The organism is Embleya scabrispora (assembly GCF_002024165.1).
Classification (GTDB): Bacteria; Actinomycetota; Actinomycetes; order Streptomycetales; family Streptomycetaceae; genus Embleya; species Embleya scabrispora_A.
Genome location: NZ_MWQN01000001.1, coordinates 6457858 through 6477409, shown reverse-complemented (window position 1 = coordinate 6477409; position 19552 = coordinate 6457858). Strand labels below are relative to the sequence as shown.

The following is a 19552-nucleotide window of genomic DNA, read 5'->3' as shown; positions in this document are numbered from 1 at the left end:
TCGCCGCGCCGAACCCCGGGGGAGGTTCCGCGCGGACCTGCGGCGGCGCCCGTGACCGGGCGCCCGTTACCCGACACGACGTCGGCTTTCCCACCCGGGGTTGCGCCGATCACGCACCGAGAGTGACTTCTTCCCCGGTCCCCGAGGGCACCGGGGTCCCCGCGGTCGCCCCGGCCGCCACACACGCGTCGACGAACCGCCTGGGCAGATCCGGCGCTCCCGCCCAATGGGTGTGCAGATACGACGCGTGCACCGACCCTACGACGTGCCCCTCGAAGCCCGTCTCCCCCAGGCTCCACGCGGGCCGGCCGCCCGCCCTCGGGGTGAGCGTGGTGCGGTGGAACTCGTGTCCGCGCACCACCCGTCCGGTCGCCGCGAGCACCGAGTCGTGCGCCGCCGTCGCCTCGCGATAGCCCAGGGTCAGCCGCTCGGTCATCCGCGCGTCGGCGGGCAACACCCCGCACATCGGCGCCCCGTCCAAGCTCCGGGCCAGGTACAGCAGCCCCGCGCACTCCGCCGCGATCGGCCCGCCGCGCCCGGCCAGCGCCACCACGTCCGCGCGCAGCGTCGCGTTCGCCGCCAACTCGGCCGCGTACACCTCGGGAAATCCGCCGCCCACCACCAGGCCCGCGGTCCGTTCGGGCAACCGCTCGTCGCGCAGCGGATCGACGGTGACCACCTCGGCCCCGGCCGCACCGAGCAGTTCGGCGGTCTCGGCGTAGGCGAAGGTGAACGCCGAGCCGCCCGCGAGGGCGATTCTCGGCCGCCCGGCAACCGGGCCGCCGACCTCCTCGGCCGCGTTCCACGGCGCGTCCGGCAGCGCCCGCGCACCCGCCGCGATCCGCCGCACGGCGGCCAGGTCCACGCTGCGCGCGATCAGTTCGCCGAGCGCCTCCACGGTGCGCACCGCGTCGGCGTGCCGCTCGGCGACCGGGACCAGGCCCAGGTGCCGGGCGGGTTTGGCGATCGAGTCGTGTCGGCGCAGCACGCCCAGGACGGGCATGCCGATCTCGTCCAACGCCTCGCGCAGCATGCTCTCGTGGCGGTCCGAGCCGACCCGGTTGAGGACCACCCCGGCCACGCCCACGGCCGGCTCGAAAGTGTCGAACCCGCGCACGAGCGCGGCCACCGAACGGCTCTGCGCCCGCGCGTCCACGACCAGCACCACCGGCGCCCCGAGCAGCCGCGCGACATGCGCGGTGGAGGCATATCCGCCTCGCCCGGCCGCGCCGTCGAACAGCCCCATCACGCCCTCGATCACGGCGAGATCGGCGCCGCGCGCGCCATGCGCGAACAGCGGCCCGATCCGCTCCTCGCCGACCAGGAACGGATCGAGATTGCGCCCGACCCGACCGGCGGCCAGCGCGTGATACCCGGGATCGATGTAATCCGGCCCCACCTTGTGCGGCGACACGACGTCCCCGCGCCGGGTGAACGCGGCGATCAGCCCGGTGGCCACGGTGGTCTTCCCGTGCCCCGAGGCGGGCGCGGCGATCACCACCCGCGGCGGAGCACTCACCACTCGATGCCCCGCTGGCCCTTTTGCCCGGCGTCCATCGGGTGCTTGACCTTGGTCATCTCGGTGACCAGGTCGGCGGCCTCGATCAGGCGCGGATCGGCATCGCGGCCGGTGATCACCACGTGCTGGCTGCCGGGCCGATCCCGCAGCACCGCGACCACCTCGTCCACGTCCACCCAGCCCCACTTCATCGGATAGGTGAACTCGTCGAGCACGTACACCCGATACGTCTCGGCGGCCAGGTCCCGCTTGATCTGCTCCCAGCCCTGGCGAGCCGCCTCCGCGTGGTCCTCCTGCGTACCCTCGCGCTGGATCCAGGACCAGCCCTCACCCATCTTGTGCCAGGTGACCGGCCCACCCTCCCCGGTCTCGTCATGCAGGCGCCCGAGGGTGCGCAACACACTCTCCTCGCCCACCTTCCACTTCGCCGACTTCACGAACTGGAACACCCCGACGGCCCACCCCTGATTCCACCCCCGCAGGGCAAGCCCGAAGGCGGCCGTCGACTTCCCCTTGCCGGCCCCGGTATGCACGACCACCAACGCCCGATTCCGCCGCTGACGCGTAGTCAGCCCATCAGCAGGCACATGCACGGGAACACCCTGCGGCACGACAATCTCCCTCTACCCACTGACCCGAAACAAAAGCCCCAGGCCAACCGATTCCAACCCGTCCGGCGCTTGAAGACAGCACCCCAAAACCCGACCCGACCCACCCGGCACAACCAAGATCAGCCCGTCCGGCGCTTGAGGACAAAGCGGGGCGCAGCCCGGCCGACCACTTCCCGGCCGACCCATCGCCCAGGGCCGACCGAGCTCAGCCCGTCCGGCGCTTGAGGACCGGCGGGCCGCAGGCCGGCCAACCACACCCCGGCCCACGACCGACCAAAAACCAGCCCGTCCGGCGCATGAGGACCCTCACGCCACCGAGCGCACATCCCGCACCAGCCCCGCCAGCCCCTCCGCCGCGAGTTCGTCCAACGTCACCACCGGCCCACCCAAATCCCCGGCAAGCCGGGCCGCCAGGCCCAACCGCACCGGACCGCTCTCGCAGTCCACCACCAACGACGCGACACCCCCGGCCGCCAACAGCCGAGCCGCCCGCCGGCTCTCCCCCAGCGCGTCCCGCCCACCCGTGGCCCGCCCGTCGGTGACCACCACGAGCAGCGGCCGCCGCAGCGGATCACGCAGCCGCTCCACCCGCAACGTCTCGTGCGCACGCAACAGTCCGGCCCCCACGGGCGTACGCCCCCCGGTCGGCAACGCCGCCAGCCGCGCCGCGCCGATCTCCACCGACGACGTCGGCGGCAATGCCAACGACGCCCCCGCGCCCCGGAAGGTGACCAGCCCGACCTTGTCCCGTCGCTGATAGGCGTCCAGCAGCAGGGACAACACCGCGCCCTTGACCGCCTGCATGCGCTTGCGCGCCGCCATCGACCCGGACGCGTCCACCACGAACAGCACCAGGTTGCCCTCGCGTCCCTCACGGACCGCCTCGCGCAGATCGGTGCGCCGCAGCAGCAGCCCCGCGCCGGTACGTCCGCGCGCCTTCTGGTGCAGCGCCGCCGCCCGCACCGTGGCCGCGACATGCAGCCGGGTCACCCGGCCCGCGGCGACCTGCGCACCGGTGGTACGCCCGCTCGCGGTCCGCGCGCGCGAGCGGCGCCCGGCCGCGCCCTGCCCGACCCCGGGCACCGCGAACAGCCGGGTGCGATACGGCTCGGCCGCCGCCACCGCGGCCTGCTCCCGCCCACCGTCCGAACCGGCCGGCGCCCCAGACACCGGGGCATCCTCGGTACCGGGCGCCGAACTCGGCGCCGCCTCGGTCGGCTTCGACCCCTGGCCCGCCGACCCGTCCGACCCGTCCGAGCCATCCGACCGGTCCGCACCGTCCGACCGCTCCGACCCGTCCGACCCGTCCGACCCCGCCGGCGGCTCCCCGCCCCCGTCCGGCCCGTCCCCCTCCGGCTCCGGCTCCGGTTCGGGCTCCTCCGGATCCCGCAGCGCCTCGTCGAGCAGCGCCTCGTCCAGACCGGGCGCGTCGAACGGATTGCGCCGCCGCCGGTGCGGCAGCGCCAACAGCGCGGCCTGCCGCACGTCCTCCGCAGTCACCTCGGTCCGCCCGTGCCAGGCGGCCAGCGCGATCGAGGTACGCGCCGTGACCAGGTCCGCCCGCATCCCGTCCACCTCGAACGACGCGCACACCCGGGCGATCCGCTCCAACTCGGCGTCGGGCAACCGCACCTCGGCCAGCACCTTGCGGGCCGCCAGGATCCGCCCGGCCAACGCCGCGTCCTCGTCCGCCCACCGCGCCGCGAACCCGTCGGGGTCGGCCTCGTACGCCAACCGGCGGCGCACCACCTCGGCCCGCTCGCGCGGCTCCCGGCTCGCCGCCACCTCCACGGTCAGCCCGAACCGGTCCAGCAACTGCGGCCGCAGCTCGCCCTCTTCCGGGTTCATCGTGCCCACCAGCAGGAACCGCGCGGCGTGCCGCACGGACACCCCCTCGCGCTCCACGTGCGAGGTACCCATCGCCGCCGCGTCCAAGAGCAGGTCGACGAGGTGGTCGTGCAGCAGGTTGACCTCGTCGACGTACAGCACGCCCCGGTGCGCGGCGGCCAGCAGTCCGGGTTCGTACGCCTTGACGCCCTCGGTGAGCGCACGTTCGATGTCCAGCGAGCCGGCCAGCCGGTCCTCGCTGGCGCCGACCGGCAGTTCCACCAGACGCGCGGGGCGCGAGACGCCGCCGACGGCCGGATCGTGCGGGCCGTCGGGGCAGTGCTCGTCCGGCCGGACCGGTTCGCAGGAGAAGCGGCACCCCGGTACGACCGCGACCTCGGGCAGCTGGCTCGCCAGCGCGCGCACCATGGTCGACTTGGCGGTGCCCTTCTCGCCCCGCACCAACACCCCGCCGACCGCGGGCGAGACCGCGTTCAACACCAGGGCCAGACGCAGGTCGGCCAGCCCGACGATGGCGGAGAACGGGTAGGCGGCGCTCATCGGCGCCGGCCCGGCGTCGTCGATTCGCCATCGGATGTCCGTACCGTGCATATCGGTAGGACCATCGCCGGGAACATCGGTATCAAGCACGCAGGCATGCGCCGTCGGCCTCCCTCGGGTGTCCACGCCCTGGTCGGTGGCGGGACCCGCGTTCGGGGTCCCGGACAGCGGCAAGTCTCTGGCTCACGCCCGCCCGAGGGCGCGCGTTCACAGTGGCGGGACCGCTCCGGGTTGCCGCATCGCGCCGCCGCCTCCGGATGTACCGGCACCGAGGTGTGGTCCGCGTCCCGTTCGGCCGCGAACACACCTCGACACCGGGCCCGAAGGTGCTCCGCGCGATCCGCCGGATTCCTTCCCTGCTGTCGGCCACACCCTCTCACATGCCCCGAAACACGCCACGGCCCCCGCCGGATGGACCGGGCGGGAGCCGTGGTGGGTGGTGTGCGCCGCGGCGCGGGCGGTGGGGTCACGCCGCGAGGGTCAGAACGCGGCGAGCACGTTGCCCTTGTACTCGTCGGCGATGTACTTCTTCACCTCGGGCGAGTTCAGCAGCTTCGCCAGCTTCTGGACGCGCGGGTCGGTGTCCTTGCCCTTCTTGACCACCAGGACGTTCGCGTAGGGGTTGTTGTCGGCCTTCTCCACCGCGATGCCGTTCTTGCCCGGGGTCAGCCCCGCGTCCAGCGCGTAGTTGCCGTTGATCACCGCGCCGTCCACGTCGTCCAGCGCGCGGGGCAGCTGCGCCGCCTCGATCGCCTTGAACTTGAGCTTCTTCGGGTTGTCGGCGATGTCCTTCTCGGTCGCCGTGGTGGTCGCGCCGTCCTTGAGCTTGATCACACCGTTGTCGGCGAGCAGCTTGAGCGCACGACCGCCGTTGGTGGCGTCGTTCGGGAACGCGATGGTCGCGCCGTCCTTCAGCTCGGCGAGCGACTTGACGTTCTTGGAGTAGAGCGCGAGCGGCTCCAGGTGCACCGGCACCACCGGGGTCAGGCTCTTGCCCTTCTCCTTGTTGTACTCCGCCAGATACGGCTTGTGCTGGAAGAAGTTGGCGTCGACCGCGCCCTCGTCCAGGGCCGGATTCTGCTGGGTGTAGTCCGAGAACTCCTTGATCTCCAGCTTCAGGCCCTCCTTCGCGGCGAGGTTGTCCTTGATGTACTTCAGGATCTGCGCGTGCGGGACGGCGGATGCGGCGACCTTGAGCGGGTCGGAGGCGGACGAGCCCTTCTTGTCGTCGCTGCCGCAGGCGGCGAGACCGAGTCCGAGGGCGGCGACGGCGGAGATGGCGACGAACTTGTCGATACGCACGAAGAGTGCCTTTCCTGGTGGTGCGGTGTACGCGGGCGAGATGCCTCGCGTCCTAGCGGTGGGCGAGCCTGCGGGAGAGCAGATCGCCGAGGAATTGCACGAGTTGAACCAGGACGACGAGCACCGCGATGGTGACGAGCATCAGGTTCGTCTCGAAGCGTTGGTAGCCGTAGCGGATGGCCAGGTCGCCGAGCCCGCCGCCGCCGACCACACCCGCCATCGCGGAGTAGCCGACGATCGCGACGACGGTCACGGTGATCGCCGAGATGATCGACGGCACCGCCTCGCGCACGAGCACCTTGCGCACGACGGTGAACGTGCCCGCGCCCATCGACTGGGCGGCCTCGATCAGGCCCCGGTCCACCTCGCGCACCGCGGTCTCCACCAGGCGCGCGAAGAACGGGATGGCGCCCACGGTCAGCGGCACGATCGCGGCGTCGGTGCCGATGGTGGTCCCGGTCACCCAGCGGGTGAACGGGATCAGCGCGACGAGCAGGATCAGGAACGGGATCGACCGCCCCACGTTGACCACCAGGCCGAGCAGCTTGTTCGCCGGCGCGAAGGACAACGGCCCGCCGCGGTCGGTGAGCACGAGCAGCAGCCCGATGGGCAGGCCGATCAGTACGGTGATCAGCGTCGCGACGCCGACCATGTACAACGTCTCCTGCGTGGCCGTCTCCAGCAGTGGCCGCATCTCGGACCAGGTCATCGTCAGAGCTCCTTGCCCGCGAGCGCCCCGCCGTCGGCGGCGGCGACGTCGGCGTCCGATGTGGTGTGGCCGGTCCCCGACTCGGCTTCGGCCTCGTCGATCACGTCGACCTGGAGGCCCTGCTCGCGCAGGTAGCCGATCGGCACCACGTTGTGCTCGAAGGTGCCGTCGAGCGAGATCCGCATCCGGCCGATCTGCCGGCCGCCGACGCTCTCCACGGCCGCGCCCAGGACGTTGACGTCCACGTTGTAGGTGCGCGCGAGGGTGGAGATGAACGGCTGCGCCGTCTCCTCGCCCCGGAAGGTGATGTCGACCAGCGTGCGGCCCGCGAGCACGGCGGGCGTACCCAGCGGGAACATCTCCCGGGCCAGCCGCGAGTCGGAGCGGCCGAGCAGCTCGGGCACCGTGCCCGACTCGACGATTCGGCCGCCTTCCATCAGCGCGGCCGAGTCGCAGATGTTCTTGACCACGTCCATCTCGTGGGTGATCAGCAGGATCGTCAGGCCGAGTCGGTCGCGCAGGTCGCGCAGCAGGGCCAGGATCGAGCGGGTGGTCTCCGGGTCGAGCGCCGAGGTGGCCTCGTCGGACAGCAGTACGCGCGGTTCGGCGGCCAGCGCGCGGGCGATGCCCACCCGCTGCTTCTGGCCGCCGGACAGCTGCGCGGGGTACGCCTTGGCGTGCTCGGCGAGGCCGACCAGGTCGAGTAGTTCGGCGACCCGGCGGGCCCGGTCCCGGCGCGGCACCCCGGCGATCTCCAGCGGTACCGCGACGTTCCCGGCGACGGTGCGGCTGGAGAGGAGGTTGAAGTGCTGGAAGATCATCCCGATGCCGCGCCGCTCGGCGCGCAGCGCGCTCGCGGACAGCGAGGTCAACTCGCGCCCGCCCACCTCGACGGTGCCCGACGTGGGGCGCTCCAGGCGGTTGACGCAGCGGATCAGGGTGCTCTTGCCGGCGCCGCTGCGGCCGAGCACACCGAAGATCTCGCCTTCGCGCACGTGCAGGTCGACCCCGTCGAGCGCGGTCACCTGCCGTTCTCGGCTGCGATAGACCTTGCTCAGGGCAGTGGTACGGATCACCGTGAATTCCTCGGGTGGATGTGCGTGCCGAATCGGGCCCGACAAAGGGCCGCGCGACTCGATCACACAGGGGGCGTGGCGGGGGTGACACCGGGGGCGCGGAGCGCTCGGCCCGGGAGAGGGATCAGGCCCTCAAATCCTCAACAGCCACACATTCGACACATCTGACACGAACGGCACATGCAGCGACAACCCGTGGCGGTAGCCGCGGTGCCGGAGATGTGAGCCGTCGTGAACATGATCCGATTAAAGCAGACACACGCCTCGCAATGGAAATGTCATCCGCCGAAGCACCTGCGACCGGAGCCGACGAAGCCCCGGCGACCATGGATTCCAAGGTCGCCGGGGCTTTGGGGTGCCCGGCCCGCAGGCGTCGATGCCGCAGGCGTCGATCAGGCCGCGAGGACGGCGGTCTTGCGCAGGTAGACCAGGCTCAGCCGGGGGCTGACCTTCTCGATCCGGCCGGAGACGTAGCCGAGGCGTTCGTACAGCCGCAGGTTGTTCTCGCTGCGGTGACCGGTGAACAGTTCGTACTCCGCCGCGTCGGCGAGTTTCGCCTCGATCGCGCGCAGCAACCGGGTGCCGAGCATGTGCCGCTGCAGTCGGGGGTGCACGATCAGCTTGCCGATCCGGGCCACGCCGTCGTCGATGGTGCCGCGCACCGAGCCGACGACCTCCTCGCCCAGGCGCGCCACCAGCACGGTGTGCGTCTCGAACTCGGCGCGCAGGCTCTCCAGGCTCTGCGTCAGCGGCTCGATGCCGTAGTCGTTGTAGAGGGCGGCCTCGCCCTGGTAACAGAGGTACTGAAGCTTGAGAATCTGCTCGGCGTCGGATACGTCCGCCGTGCCGATACCCACGTTCTGCCCCATCGGATTGCTCCCCTGATCGCCCTGATCACCGCGCGGATGTGTGTGCCGCAGCGTCGAGCCCCGTGTCCGTTGCGAAGGGGGAGGGTTGTCCCCTTCTCGAACACGCGCGTGAACACTGCATTCGTCACTGTTCCACACGGCTTTTCCCGGACTTCTACCCGGCCCTCACCTACGCGCAATCCGGCGTTCAGGCAGCGTGTTCGACGAAGTGCGCCCGATGGGGTGAATCGCCGGAAAAGTGCGTGTCGTGGAACGCGGGATGTGGCCACCGCGCGCGGCACGCAGGACCGCTCCGGAGGGCCGGGCCGACCCGGCCCGGCCGGCTACAGGCCCGTGACTCGGCGGACGACTCCCTCCTTGAGCGCGCGCACCATCGCGAACGGTTCGGTGGCCTGGTGCACGAGCAGCGTCAGATGTGCGTCGACCCCGACCACGTAGCGCGACCTGGGCGACTTCGTGGTGGCGGCCAGGGCGATCGTGTCGGCGACCGTCTCCGGCTCGCTCCACAGCGGCTTCATGATCGAAAAGCCCAGGTCCATCCGGCGGAACGCGGTGGCGAACGCGGTGCCGCGATGGCGCTCGACCGCGTCGGCCATCTCCTCGGTGGCGCCGCTGCGAAAGCCGCCGGGCGAGACCACCACGACGTCGATTCCGGCCCCGGCCAACTCCACCCGCAACGCGCCCGACGCCGCCTCCAGCGCGTGCTTCCCGGCCTGATACCAGCCGAGCAGCGGATATGTGATCCGTCCGGCCAGCGAGGAGATCTGCACCACCCGGCCCCACCCGCGTTCGCGCATGTGCGGAACGGCGAAGCGGGCCAGCCGCATCGGGCCGAACAGCGCGGTCTCCAGCTGGTGGCGGGCGTCCTCCTCCGACACGTCGAGCACGGGGGCGAACGCGGTGCCGCCGGCGTTGTTGACCAGGATGTCGGGACGGATCCGCTCGATCACGTCCTTGCCGCCGGCCGCGTCGGTGACGTCCAGGAGCACGGTGCGCACCTCGACCCCGGCCGCGTCCGCCGCGGCCAGGACCGCCTCGGCCTTGGCCGCCGTACGCACACTGCCGACGGTGTCCACGCCCGCCCGGGCCAGCGCGAGCACGGTGGCCAGGCCGAGCCCGGAGTTGGCGCCGGTGACCAGTGCCGTTCTGCTCACGCGCGACCCGCCTCGAATCCGGCGGCATCGACCGCACGATCCTCCTCGACCCGTCGCGGACCGGGCACCTTGGGCACGACGGCCCCGGCCCCGCTCTCCGCGCCACCCGCGCCGAAGGGCTCGGCCGGCAGATCCCGCGTCGGGCGCGGCGGCGCGACCTCGTCCGCCGCCTTCAACAGGTGGTTCAACTGCTCGACGATGGCGTCCGCCAGGGCGAACGGGTCCGGCAGCGCGTCCCGATCGGCCAGCACGCCGATGTCGATCCGGTCGTCGTAGCTCATGCCACCGATGAACAGCCCGAAGCCGTCGGCGATGATCCCCATCGAATGAAACGCCTCCACCCTCTGCCCGTGGGCATACAGCGGCCTGCGCGGGCCGGGCACGTTCGAGACGGTGACGTTGCACAACGCCGGCAACACGGACGCGAGCCGGGCCTCGCGGTAGAGCCCGCCGAGCGCCCCGAGCAGCGCCGGCGGCGGCGCCTCGGCCAGACCCGTGAGCAACTCGCCGCCCATCGCGCTCTGCACGGCCTTGGCCGCGTCGGAGTTCTCGTGTACGCACAGCAGCCGCTCGCCGGGCTCGGCCACGTCGGTGGCCAGCCCCACCAGCATCCCGGTGATCAGGTTGCCGCCGGCGCGCTCGCCGCCGCGCGTGGCGTCCACCGGCACCGTGGCGACCAGTTCCCGCTCGGGCAACTCGCCCAGCGCGTCCAGGTGTTCGCGCAGCGCGCCGGCCACCATCGCGAGCACCACGTCGTTGACCTTGACCCCGAAGGCGTTCTTCACCAGCTTGACGTCGGAGAGCGAGACGCTGCAGAAGCCGTACGCCCGCCGCGGGCCGATCGGCGCGTTGAACCGGGTCCTGGGCACGTTCAGCGGCAGCGCCCGGCTCAGCCGTCCGGTCAGCGCGGCCTGTAGCACGCCCTGTCCCAGGCGGCCGAGTTGCCGGCCCACCCGCACGGGCGTGCCGGCCAGCGAGAGCGCGCCCTCGCGGAGCGCGTCCCATCCCTCGGGCACACCTTCCGGCTCGGTCGGCGCGAGCGCCGACGCGGGCGCCTGCTCGGCCGGCGGGTTCGGGACGGCGTCGAAGAAGATCTCCTGCATCGCGGCGCCGGAGCGCCCGTCGATGCACGCGTGGTGCACCTTCCACAGGTGCGCGACCCGCCCGTTCTCCAGGCCGTCGACGATCCACCACTCCCACAGCGGGCGGTCGCGGTCCAGGCGGTGGCGGTAGATCTCCTCGGCCATGGCGGTCAGTTCACGCCGGCCGCCGGGAGCCGCCAGGGTGGCCCGACGCAGGTGGTTGCCCAGATCGAAGTCGGGGTCCTCGACCCAGTGCGGCCGGGCCAGCCCCCACGGGCCGCGGACCAGTTTGCGGCGCAGCAGCGGCAGCCGGGGCAGTCGCGCGGCCAGCGTGCGCGCGAACGCGGCGCGGTCGACGCGGCCCCCGGTGTCCGAGGCGTCGACGATGGTCAGGCAGACGACGTGCGCCGGCCACTCCTGCGACTCCAGGGCCAGGAATGCCGAATCCAGACCGGAGAGCTTCACCAGGTTTTCCTCCTCCCGATGCCCGACGAGGTCAGGGCATCCTCGATGAAGCGGTGCGCCTGCCGGTTCCACACGGCTCCGATGTGCGAGCCCCGGTACCAGCAGACGGATGGTTCCTCCCAGTGCTTCCAGAGCCGATACGCCTGCTGCGGCGTGGCCATCCGATCGGCCAGGCCGGCGTAGACGAAGCGCCGCTCCAGCGGCACCCGGGGGGTCACCGCCAGCGGCGAGACCACACGGTGGACCGTCTCGGCGTCCGCGCCGAGCAACCCCGCCGCGCGCACCTCGCGCTCGACGTCCTCGGGTACGTGGTGCGACATCACCCACGCCATGTCGACCGAGGGCACGCCGACGATCACGCAGTCCAGGTCCTCCAGGCCCGCGACCAGGGCGGCGACGTAGGCGCCCAGCGAGAGCCCGTGCACCGCGACGGGGGTGTCGGCGTCACCCTGCCCGCGCACCCACGCCAGGCAGCGGCGCACGTCCCACACGGCCTGCCCCAGGCCGTGCACGTTGCCGAGGTAGTCGAACGAGATGAACGTGCCGTCGTGGGTGCGCGTGCTCTTGCGCGGCCCGTGCATGGGCAGCACCGGGTGGATCACGTTGACGCCGAGTTCGCGGTGCAGCCGCTGCGAGCGGAACGCGGCCAGGTCGCCGGGTCGGCCCATGCCGAAGCCGTGCAGGTTCACCAGCCACGGCCGCGGTGCGCCGGGGTGGCGCAGCACGTACGCCCACACCCGCTGATTGGCGCCCGCCCCCTGCCACCGGGTGGCCCCCGGCACGCCGGCTCGGGGCATGTACCCGCTCTCGAACGTCAGTTGCTCGTAGCCGATGGTGCCGTAGAGCCGGTCCCGGAGCACCGGGTCGTCCGGGGCGGGCGGTCGGGGGTGGAAGCGGGTCGGATCGTCGAGGTAGCTCTCGGCGCGGAACTTGGCCACCGCGTCGGCGATTTCGATCCGGATCCGTTGGACGTCCTCGGGGTCCGGGGACAGCCGGCCGCCGGCCAGGACGGCCACCACGAGTTCGTCCAGGAAGGCCGCGGAGACCAGTCCCGGGGTGGGGAACACGGTGGGTATCTCGGGATGTCGGCGCCGCTCGGCGCGCAACGACCGCACATAGGAGCGCACTCCGAAGCCCACCGAGGAGGGGACACTGCGCAGCAGCGCGCCGACCGGAAGATCCGCGACCACGGCGGCGGACTTCTCCCCCTGGGAACGTATTCGACGCAGGTGATCGAGCATGCCGATCCCTCCCCTCGATTTGAGCCGACCCTAGTACGGAATCAACGGAGCGAATATGTTCGATCGCTTTTGGTAACCGCGATTTCACAATTGGTACTGGAACCGCGACTTCCGCTCACACTCGTGCAACCACCCCGAAACCGGACGTGCCACGGCAGGCGGACACGACGATGGGCCCGCCACCTCCCCCCGGAGGTTGCGGGCCCATCGTCTCAGGTCGATCCCGGTGCCGTACGGCGTTACACGCCGGCCCACTTGCGCTGGCCGGCCAGGTCCGCCCGCAGCTCGCCGAGTTGCTCGGCGACCCGGACCGGGGCGGTGCCCCCGCGCCCGTCACGCGAGGCGACCGAGCCGGACACGGTCAGTACCGAGCGCACCTCCGGGGTCAACTCCGGCGAGATCTCCGCGAGTTGATCGTCCGTCAGGTCCCACAGCTCGATTCCGCGCGGCTCGCAGTACTTCACACACGCGCCCGCCACCTCGTGCGCCACCCGGAACGGGGTGCCGCGGCGGACCAGCCACTCGGCGATGTCGGTGGCCAACGAAAAGCCGGCCGGCGCCAGTTCGGCCAGCCGCTCGCGGTGGAAGGTGAGCGTGGCGATCATCCCGGTGAACGCCGGGAGCAGGACTTCGAGCGTGTCGCACGAGTCGAAGACCGGCTCCTTGTCCTCCTGGAGGTCGCGGTTGTAGGCCAGCGGCAGCGCCTTCAGGGTGGCCATCAACCCGGTGAGGTTGCCGATCAGCCGGCCCGACTTGCCGCGCGCCAACTCCGCGATGTCGGGGTTCTTCTTCTGCGGCATGATCGAGGAGCCGGTGGAGAAGGCGTCGTCCAGCGTCACGAAGGAGAACTCCTTCGTGTTCCAGACGATGATCTCCTCGGCCAGCCGGGACAGGTTCACCCCGAGCATCGCGGTGACGAACGCGAACTCCGCGGCGAAGTCGCGCGAGGCGGTGCCGTCGATCGAGTTCGCCGCGGACGCGGAGAACCCGAGGTCGCGGGCCACCGACTCGGGGTCCAGCCCGAGCGAGGACCCGGCGAGCGCGCCCGAGCCGTACGCCGACACGTCGGCGCGCCGGTCCCAGTCGCGCAGCCGGTCGGCGTCGCGCGCGAAGGCCTGCACGTGGGCGAGCAGGTGGTGCGCGAGCAGCACCGGCTGGGCGTGCTGGAGGTGGGTGCGGCCCGGCATCACCGCGTCGGGATGCGCGGCGGCCTGCTCGATCAGCGCCTCCTGGAGGTCGGCGAGCAGCCGGCCCAGGATCCGCGCGTGGTCGCGCAGGTACATCCGGCCCAGGGTGGCGATCTGGTCGTTGCGCGAGCGGCCCGCGCGCAGCTTGCCGCCGAGGTCGGGGCCGAGGATGTCGAGCAGGCCGCGCTCCAGCGCGGTGTGCACGTCCTCGTCGGCGATCGTGGCGACCAGGACGCCGGACTCGACGTGTTCCGCGAGCGTGTCCAGGCCGGCCAGCATGCGGGTCAGCTCGTCGTCGGTGAGCAGTCCGGCCGCGTGCAGGACCCGGGCGTGCGCCCGGGAGCCGGCGATGTCGTACGGCGCGAGCCGCCAGTCGAAGTGCACGCTGGCGGAGAGCAGGGCCAAAGCCTCGGAGGGGCCGCCGGAGAAACGGCCGCCCCACAGGCTCACCCGGTCGGGGCTGTCGCTCATGACGCACCGCCGCGCCGCGCCGCGATCCGGGTGGCGGGGTCGAAGTCGTACAGCGACTGGTCGCTGCGCCGACCGGTGACCACGGCGCCGGTCTCCTCGGCGACCCATGGGATACGGACGGAGGTGCCCAGACCTCCGGAATGGGCGAGTACGACGCGCTCGGTCACGAGCGTTTTCTCCTTACGAATGAGCGGTACGGCAGATGTGGTGCCGGGGTCGGCCCGAGCCGAGCGCTCCGGCGGTGTGCGGGTGCGTAAGCGGGTGGTTGCGCCGGGCCGGGCTCCGCCTATCCCTTGTGCTCGGCGAGCGCCAGGAGGTGCGCGGCGAGCGCCGCGCCGCCCTCCGGGTCGCGCGAGACCATCAGGATGGTGTCGTCGCCGGCGATGGTGCCCAGGATCAGCCGGGACTCGGCGTGGTCCATCGCGGAGGCCAGGAACTGGGCCGCCCCGGGTGGTGTGCGCACTACGACGAGGTTGCCCGACGCCTCGGCCGACACCAGCAGTTCGCCGGCCAGCCGGGACAGCCGCCCCTCGACCGCGGACTCCTCCAGCGGCGCCCGGGGGGTGCGATCGCCGCCCTCCGCCGGCACGGCGTAGATCAGCGATCCCTCCGCGTCGCGGATCTTCACCGCGCCGAGTTCGTCGAGGTCCCGGGACAGCGTGGCCTGGGTGACGGCGAGTCCGTCCTCGGCGAGCAGCCGGGCGAGTTGGTTCTGCGACCGGACCGGGTGTCGGGTCAGGATGTCGACGATCCGCCGGTGGCGGGCGATCCGGGTGCTGGGCACCGCGTATACGCCCTCGACCGGGGTCGCGTCGGTGCCGGGCTCGCCGGCGCCGGGCTCGCTGCTCATGGGCCGACCCCGCCTAGCGCCGCACGCGTCGTCGTCGGACGGTGTTCACGAAGTTCCTCCGGCGGGTGCGGCGGCGAGGCCGGCGTCCAGGATTGCGGGCAGCGCCCCGAGCAGCGCGTCCACGTCCGCGTCGTCGACGACGAGCGGCGGGGCGAGCCGAACCCGGGTGGGCACGGCGGCGTTGACGAGGAAACCCGCGTCCTGTGCCGCCCGTTGCACCGCCTGCGCCACCGGTGCGGTGAGCACGATACCGATCAACAGGCCCGCTCCGCTCACCTCGTCGACCAGCGGATGGGCGATCTTGTCGATTCCCGCCCGCAGTCGCTCGCCGAGTTGCGCCGAACGGGTGCACAGGTCGTCGTTCTCGATCGTGTCGAGCACCGCGAGCGCCGCGGCGCAGCAGATCGGGTTGCCGCCGAACGTGGTGCCGTGCTGGCCCGGCCGCAACAGCTCGGCCGCCGGCCCGAAGGCGACACAGGCGCCGATCGGCAGCCCGCCGCCCAGGCCCTTGGCCAGCGTGACCACGTCGGGCTCGATGCCGAGCGGCTGGTGGGCGAACCAGGCGCCGGTGCGGGCTATGCCGGTCTGGATCTCGTCCAGGATCAGCAGCGCGCCGTGCGCGGCGGTGATCTCCCGGGCCGCGGCCAGATAGCCCGCGCCGGGCATGACCACGCCGTTCTCGCCCTGGATGGGCTCCAGGATCACCGCGGCGGTCCGCGGACCGACGGCGGCGCGCAGCGCGTCGACGTCGCCGTAGGGCACGAAGTCGACGCCGCCGGGCAGCGGGGCGAACGGCTCGCGCTTGGCGGGCTGGCCGGTCATCGCCAGCGCGCCCATGGTGCGGCCGTGGAAGCCGCCCTCGGCGGCGATGATCTGCGGTCGACCGGTACGCCGGGCGATCTTGAACGCGGCCTCGTTGGCCTCGGCGCCCGAGTTGCCGAAGTAGACCCGGCCGGGACGGTCGAACAGGCCGAGCAGCCGCTCGGCGAGCGCCACGGGCGGTTCGGCGATGTAGAGGTTGGACACGTGGCCCAGCCGGCCCAGCTGCGCGCCCACCGCGGCGGCGATCGCCGGGTGCGCGTGGCCGAGCGCGTTGACCGCGATGCCGCCGAGAAAGTCGACGTAGGTGTTGCCCGCGGCGTCCACGACACGCGCGCCCGAGCCGCTGGTCAGCTCGATCGCGGGAGTGCCGTAGTTGTGCATCAGTGCCTGGTTCCACCGCTGCGTCAGCGCACCGGTGGCACCGCTGTCGGTGCCGGTCACGCCGCCCCCTCGGAGTCTTCGTCGTCGTTGTCCGCGTGGTCGATGTCGCCCGCCGCCGCGGCCTTGGCCTGCTTGTCCCGAGCGGGCACCACCATGGTCCCGATCCCCTCGTCGGTGAACACCTCGAGGAGCAGCGAGTGCGCGACGCGCCCGTCGAGCACGTGCGCGGCCGGCACCCCGGCCTGCACGGCCCGCAGGCACGCCTCCATCTTGGGCAGCATGCCGGTGGACAGGTTCGGCATCAGCGCGGCCAACTCGTCGGCGTCCAGGCGCGATATCACCTCGTCGCTGACGGGCCAGTCGGCGTACAGCCCCTCGACGTCGGTGAGCACGACCAGTTTCTCCGCGCCGAGCGCCACCGCGAGCGCCGAGGCCGCGGTGTCGGCGTTGACGTTGTAGACGTGCCCGTCGGCGCCGCGCGCGATCGAGGAGATCACCGGTATCCGGTTGTCGTCGAGCAGCGCCCGGATCGCGCCGGGGTCGACCTCGACGATGTCGCCGACCAGGCCGATGTCGACCGACTCGCCGTCCACGACCGCGAGCCGCTTCTCCGCGGTCATCGTGTGCGCGTCCTCGCCGGTCATCCCGACGGCGAACGGCCCGTGCCGGTTGATCAGGCCGACGATCTCGCGCTGCACCTGGCCGGCGAGGACCATGCGCACCACGTCCATCGCCTCGGGCGTGGTCACCCGAAGGCCGCCGGCGAACGAGGACTCGATGCCGAGCCGGTCGAGCTGCGCGCTGATCTGCGGGCCGCCGCCGTGCACGATCACCGGGCGCAGCCCGGCGAACCGCAGGAAGACCAGGTCCTGGGCGAACGCCTGCTTGAGCGCGTCGTCGACCATGGCGTTGCCGCCGAACTTGATCACCACGGTCTTGCCGTAGAAGCGCTCCAACCACGGCAACGCCTCGATCAGCGTGTGCGCCTTGGCCAGTGCCGCGTTGTTGCGCCCCTGTTTGTCGGCCGATTCCGTCCGCATCCCGCTCCCCCTCGTCTGGCTGTCGGTACCGGTCACGACGAGTAGGCCGAGTTCTCGTGGACGTAGTCGGCGGTGAGGTCGTTGGTCCACACCGTCACGGCGGCCTCGCCGGCGTTGAGGTTCACCACGATGTGCGTCTCGCGCGGGGTCATGTCGACCAGTTCGCGGTCCTCGCCGACGAAGCCGTCCCGGCACACCCACACGCCGTTGAAGGCGACGTCGAGTCGGTCGGGGTCGAAGGTCGCGGCGGTGGTGCCGATCGCGGCGAGCACTCGGCCCCAGTTGGCGTCCTCGCCGTGCACGGCGCACTTGAACAGGTTGTTCCGCGCGATCGAGCGGGCCACCTCGAGCGCGTCGGCCTCGGTCGCGGCGCCCGCCACGTCGATCCGGATGTCCTTGCTCGCGCCCTCGGCGTCGCCGATCAGCTGTCGGGCGAGGTCGCCGCTGACGGCGCGCACCGCCTCGGCGAACGCGGCGAGGTCGGGCTCGACGCCGGAGGCGCCGGAGGCCATCAGCAGCACGGTGTCGTTGGTGGACATGCAGCCGTCGGAGTCGATCCGGTCGAACGTGGTGTGCGTGGCGCCGCGCAGCACCGCGTCCAGCGTCTCGGCGTCGACCGCGGCGTCGGTGGTGAGCACGACGAGCATGGTGGCCAGGCCGGGGGCGAGCATGCCCGCGCCCTTGGCCATGCCGCCGACGGTCCACCCGGCGGGGTCGGTGACCACGGACTGCTTGTGCACGGTGTCGGTGGTCTTGATCGCGATCGCCGCGGCCTCGCCGCCGTCGGCGCTCAGCGCCGCCGCCGCCTTGTCGACGCCCGGCAGCAGCCGGTCCATCGGCAGTTGCACGCCGATCAAACCGGTGGAGGCCACCACGATCTCGCCCGCGTTCAGCCCGAGCGCGTCGGCGACCTTCTCGGCGGTGGCGTGCGTGTTGCGAAAACCCTCGGTGCCGGTGCACGCGTTGGCGCCGCCGGAGTTGAGCACGACCGCCTGCACGAGGCCGGCCTTGACCACCTGCTCGGACCACACCACCGGCGCGGCCTTGACCCGGTTGGAGGTGAACACCGCCGCCCCGGCGATCGAGGGCCCGTCGTTGACGATCAGCGCCACGTCGGGCGCGCCCGTGCTCTTGAGGCCCGCGGCCACGCCCGCGGCGCGAAAGCCCTGTGCTGCGGTGACGCTCACGGTGCTACCCCCGTCTTGCTCAGTCCCAGGTCCTCGGCGAGGCCGAGGGCGATGTTGGTGCTCTGGATGGCGCCGCCGGCGGTGCCCTTGGCGAGGTTGTCGATCGCGCCGACCACCACGACACGGCCCGCGCGCTCGTCGACGGTGACCTGTACGACGGCCGTGTTCGCGCCGTAGACCATCGCGGTCGCGGGCCACTGGCCCTCGGCGAGCAGATGTACGAAGCCCTCGTCGGCGTAGGCCGCGGTGTAGGCCGCGCGGACCGCCTCGGCGGTGACGCCCGGCCGCAGTCGGGCGGTGCAGGTGGCCAGGATGCCGCGCGACATGGGCACCAGCGTCGGGGTGAAGGACACCGTGACCGGCGCGTCGGTGACCGCGCGCAGCCCCTGGACGATCTCCGGCGTGTGCCGGTGCACCCCGCCGACGCCGTAGGCGCTCGCGGAGCCCATCACCTCGCTGCCCAGCAGGTGCGGCTTGGGCGCCTTGCCCGCCCCGGAGGTGCCGGAGGCGGCGACCACGACCCAGTCGGGCTCGACCAGGTCGGCGGCGGTGGCGGGCACCGTGCACAGCAGCGAGACGGTCGGGTAGCAGCCCGGCACCGCGATCCGCCGGGTGCCGACGAGCGCGGCGCGCCCGCCCGGCAGCTCGGGCAGTCCGTACGGCCATGTCCCGGCGTGGGGGGATCCGTAGAACTCCTCCCAGTCGGCGCCCTCGCGCAGCCGAAAGTCGGCGCCGCAGTCCACCACGAGCACGTCGGCGCCCAGTTGCTTGGCCAGCGCGCCGGACTGTCCGTGCGGCAGGGCCAAAAAGACGACGTCGTGCCCCGCCAGGTTCTCGGCCGTGGTCTCGACGAGGACGCGGTCGGCCAACGGCAGCAGGTGCGGCTGCAGCTCGCCCAGGCGTCGGCCCGCGTTGGACCCGGCCGTGAGCGTGCCGATCTCGATCTCCGGGTGTGCGAGCAGCAGGCGCAGAATCTCCCCGCCCGCGTATCCACTCGCCCCCGCCAGTGCCGCCTTGGCCCCCATTACCGCCTCCTTGTCAGGAGCATGACTATACGGATAGCCGAATCACTATGCAAGTACGTTGGGTGACCGCCCGCCCCGAGGCCGCTCCGGGCAAGCCTTCCCCGCCCCCGGGCCAGCCGATAGGGCGCATGCCGGTGCGTTAGGATCAGCGGACTTCGGATACGCGCCCCCCG

Annotated in this window: 17 protein-coding genes; all 17 read right to left on the bottom strand. The window is 72.2% G+C overall.

Going from position 1 to position 19552, the window contains the following annotated elements; genetic code table 11:
- Positions 1-109: 109 nt before the first annotated feature.
- The 17 genes from B4N89_RS28520 to argC all read right to left on the bottom strand — a co-directional run bounded on the left by B4N89_RS28520 (position 110) and on the right by argC (position 19379).
- Positions 110-1519, bottom strand: coding sequence for a cobyrinate a,c-diamide synthase (locus tag B4N89_RS28520; RefSeq protein WP_078978639.1), 1410 nt, complete (start codon positions 1517-1519; stop codon positions 110-112).
- The gene (gene cobO, locus B4N89_RS28515) at positions 1516-2130 is read right to left on the bottom strand and encodes a cob(I)yrinic acid a,c-diamide adenosyltransferase (protein ID WP_078978638.1); all 615 of its coding nucleotides are present in this window, start codon (positions 2128-2130) and stop codon (positions 1516-1518) included. The genes B4N89_RS28520 and cobO overlap by 4 nt, the downstream gene beginning before the upstream one ends.
- Positions 2131-2436: 306 nt before the next feature.
- Positions 2437-4518 (bottom strand): putative cobaltochelatase, encoded by a 2082-nt coding sequence (locus B4N89_RS28510; protein ID WP_078979699.1) that lies wholly within the window; start codon positions 4516-4518, stop codon positions 2437-2439.
- A 480-nt stretch (positions 4519-4998) separates the two neighbouring features.
- Positions 4999-5820: a MetQ/NlpA family ABC transporter substrate-binding protein gene (locus B4N89_RS28505; protein WP_078978637.1), complete on the bottom strand. Its 822-nt coding sequence runs from the start codon at positions 5818-5820 to the stop codon at positions 4999-5001.
- A gap of 52 nt (positions 5821-5872) precedes the next feature.
- On the bottom strand, positions 5873-6529 hold the full coding sequence (locus B4N89_RS28500; protein ID WP_078978636.1) for a methionine ABC transporter permease: 657 nt from the start codon (positions 6527-6529) through the stop codon (positions 5873-5875).
- Positions 6530-6531: 2 nt separating this feature from the next.
- On the bottom strand, positions 6532-7605 hold the full coding sequence (locus B4N89_RS28495; RefSeq protein WP_078979698.1) for a methionine ABC transporter ATP-binding protein: 1074 nt from the start codon (positions 7603-7605) through the stop codon (positions 6532-6534).
- Between the two features lie 392 nt (positions 7606-7997).
- Positions 7998-8474, bottom strand: a complete 477-nt coding sequence (locus B4N89_RS28490) for a GNAT family N-acetyltransferase (protein ID WP_078978635.1) — start codon at positions 8472-8474, stop codon at positions 7998-8000.
- A gap of 323 nt (positions 8475-8797) precedes the next feature.
- Positions 8798-9628, bottom strand: coding sequence for an SDR family NAD(P)-dependent oxidoreductase (locus B4N89_RS28485; RefSeq protein ID WP_161500846.1), 831 nt, complete (start codon positions 9626-9628; stop codon positions 8798-8800).
- Positions 9625-11175: a wax ester/triacylglycerol synthase family O-acyltransferase gene (locus B4N89_RS28480; protein WP_161500845.1), complete on the bottom strand. Its 1551-nt coding sequence runs from the start codon at positions 11173-11175 to the stop codon at positions 9625-9627. Before B4N89_RS28480 ends, B4N89_RS28485 begins: the two co-directional genes overlap by 4 nt.
- Positions 11172-12416 (bottom strand): alpha/beta hydrolase family protein, encoded by a 1245-nt coding sequence (locus B4N89_RS50030; RefSeq protein ID WP_161500844.1) that lies wholly within the window; start codon positions 12414-12416, stop codon positions 11172-11174. The genes B4N89_RS28480 and B4N89_RS50030 overlap by 4 nt, the downstream gene beginning before the upstream one ends.
- Positions 12417-12655: 239 nt before the next feature.
- On the bottom strand, positions 12656-14074 hold the full coding sequence (gene argH, locus B4N89_RS28475) for an argininosuccinate lyase (RefSeq protein WP_078978632.1): 1419 nt from the start codon (positions 14072-14074) through the stop codon (positions 12656-12658).
- On the bottom strand, positions 14071-14241 hold the full coding sequence (locus tag B4N89_RS50025; RefSeq protein WP_161500843.1) for a hypothetical protein: 171 nt from the start codon (positions 14239-14241) through the stop codon (positions 14071-14073). The genes argH and B4N89_RS50025 overlap by 4 nt, the downstream gene beginning before the upstream one ends.
- 119 nt (positions 14242-14360) lie before the next feature.
- Positions 14361-14924, bottom strand: coding sequence for an arginine repressor (locus tag B4N89_RS28470; RefSeq protein ID WP_235618828.1), 564 nt, complete (start codon positions 14922-14924; stop codon positions 14361-14363).
- A gap of 45 nt (positions 14925-14969) precedes the next feature.
- Positions 14970-16187, bottom strand: coding sequence for an acetylornithine transaminase (locus B4N89_RS28465; RefSeq protein WP_078978631.1), 1218 nt, complete (start codon positions 16185-16187; stop codon positions 14970-14972).
- Positions 16184-17167: an acetylglutamate kinase gene (gene argB / locus B4N89_RS28460; protein WP_078978630.1), complete on the bottom strand. Its 984-nt coding sequence runs from the start codon at positions 17165-17167 to the stop codon at positions 16184-16186. Before argB ends, B4N89_RS28465 begins: the two co-directional genes overlap by 4 nt.
- Before the next feature lie 32 nt (positions 17168-17199).
- Complete coding sequence (gene argJ, locus B4N89_RS28455) at positions 17200-18354, bottom strand: bifunctional glutamate N-acetyltransferase/amino-acid acetyltransferase ArgJ (protein WP_078978629.1); 1155 nt, start codon at positions 18352-18354, stop codon at positions 17200-17202.
- Positions 18351-19379, bottom strand: coding sequence for an N-acetyl-gamma-glutamyl-phosphate reductase (argC, locus tag B4N89_RS28450; RefSeq protein WP_078978628.1), 1029 nt, complete (start codon positions 19377-19379; stop codon positions 18351-18353). The genes argJ and argC overlap by 4 nt, the downstream gene beginning before the upstream one ends.
- Between the last annotated feature and the right edge of the window lie 173 nt (positions 19380-19552).

Excerpts from the sequence above, each read along its gene's own strand:
- argH (WP_078978632.1), bottom strand. The coding sequence starts at position 14,074 with ATGAGCGACAGCCCCGACCGGGTGAGCCTGTGGGGCGGCCGTTTCTCC.
- B4N89_RS28470 (WP_235618828.1), bottom strand. The coding sequence starts at position 14,924 with ATGAGCAGCGAGCCCGGCGCCGGCGAGCCCGGCACCGACGCGACCCCG.
- argB (WP_078978630.1), bottom strand. The coding sequence starts at position 17,167 with ATGCGGACGGAATCGGCCGACAAACAGGGGCGCAACAACGCGGCACTG.
- B4N89_RS50030 (WP_161500844.1), bottom strand. The coding sequence starts at position 12,416 with ATGCTCGATCACCTGCGTCGAATACGTTCCCAGGGGGAGAAGTCCGCC.
- B4N89_RS28490 (WP_078978635.1), bottom strand. The coding sequence starts at position 8,474 with ATGGGGCAGAACGTGGGTATCGGCACGGCGGACGTATCCGACGCCGAG.
- argC (WP_078978628.1), bottom strand. The coding sequence starts at position 19,379 with ATGGGGGCCAAGGCGGCACTGGCGGGGGCGAGTGGATACGCGGGCGGG.
- B4N89_RS28510 (WP_078979699.1), bottom strand. The coding sequence starts at position 4,518 with ATGAGCGCCGCCTACCCGTTCTCCGCCATCGTCGGGCTGGCCGACCTG.
- B4N89_RS28500 (WP_078978636.1), bottom strand. The coding sequence starts at position 6,529 with ATGACCTGGTCCGAGATGCGGCCACTGCTGGAGACGGCCACGCAGGAG.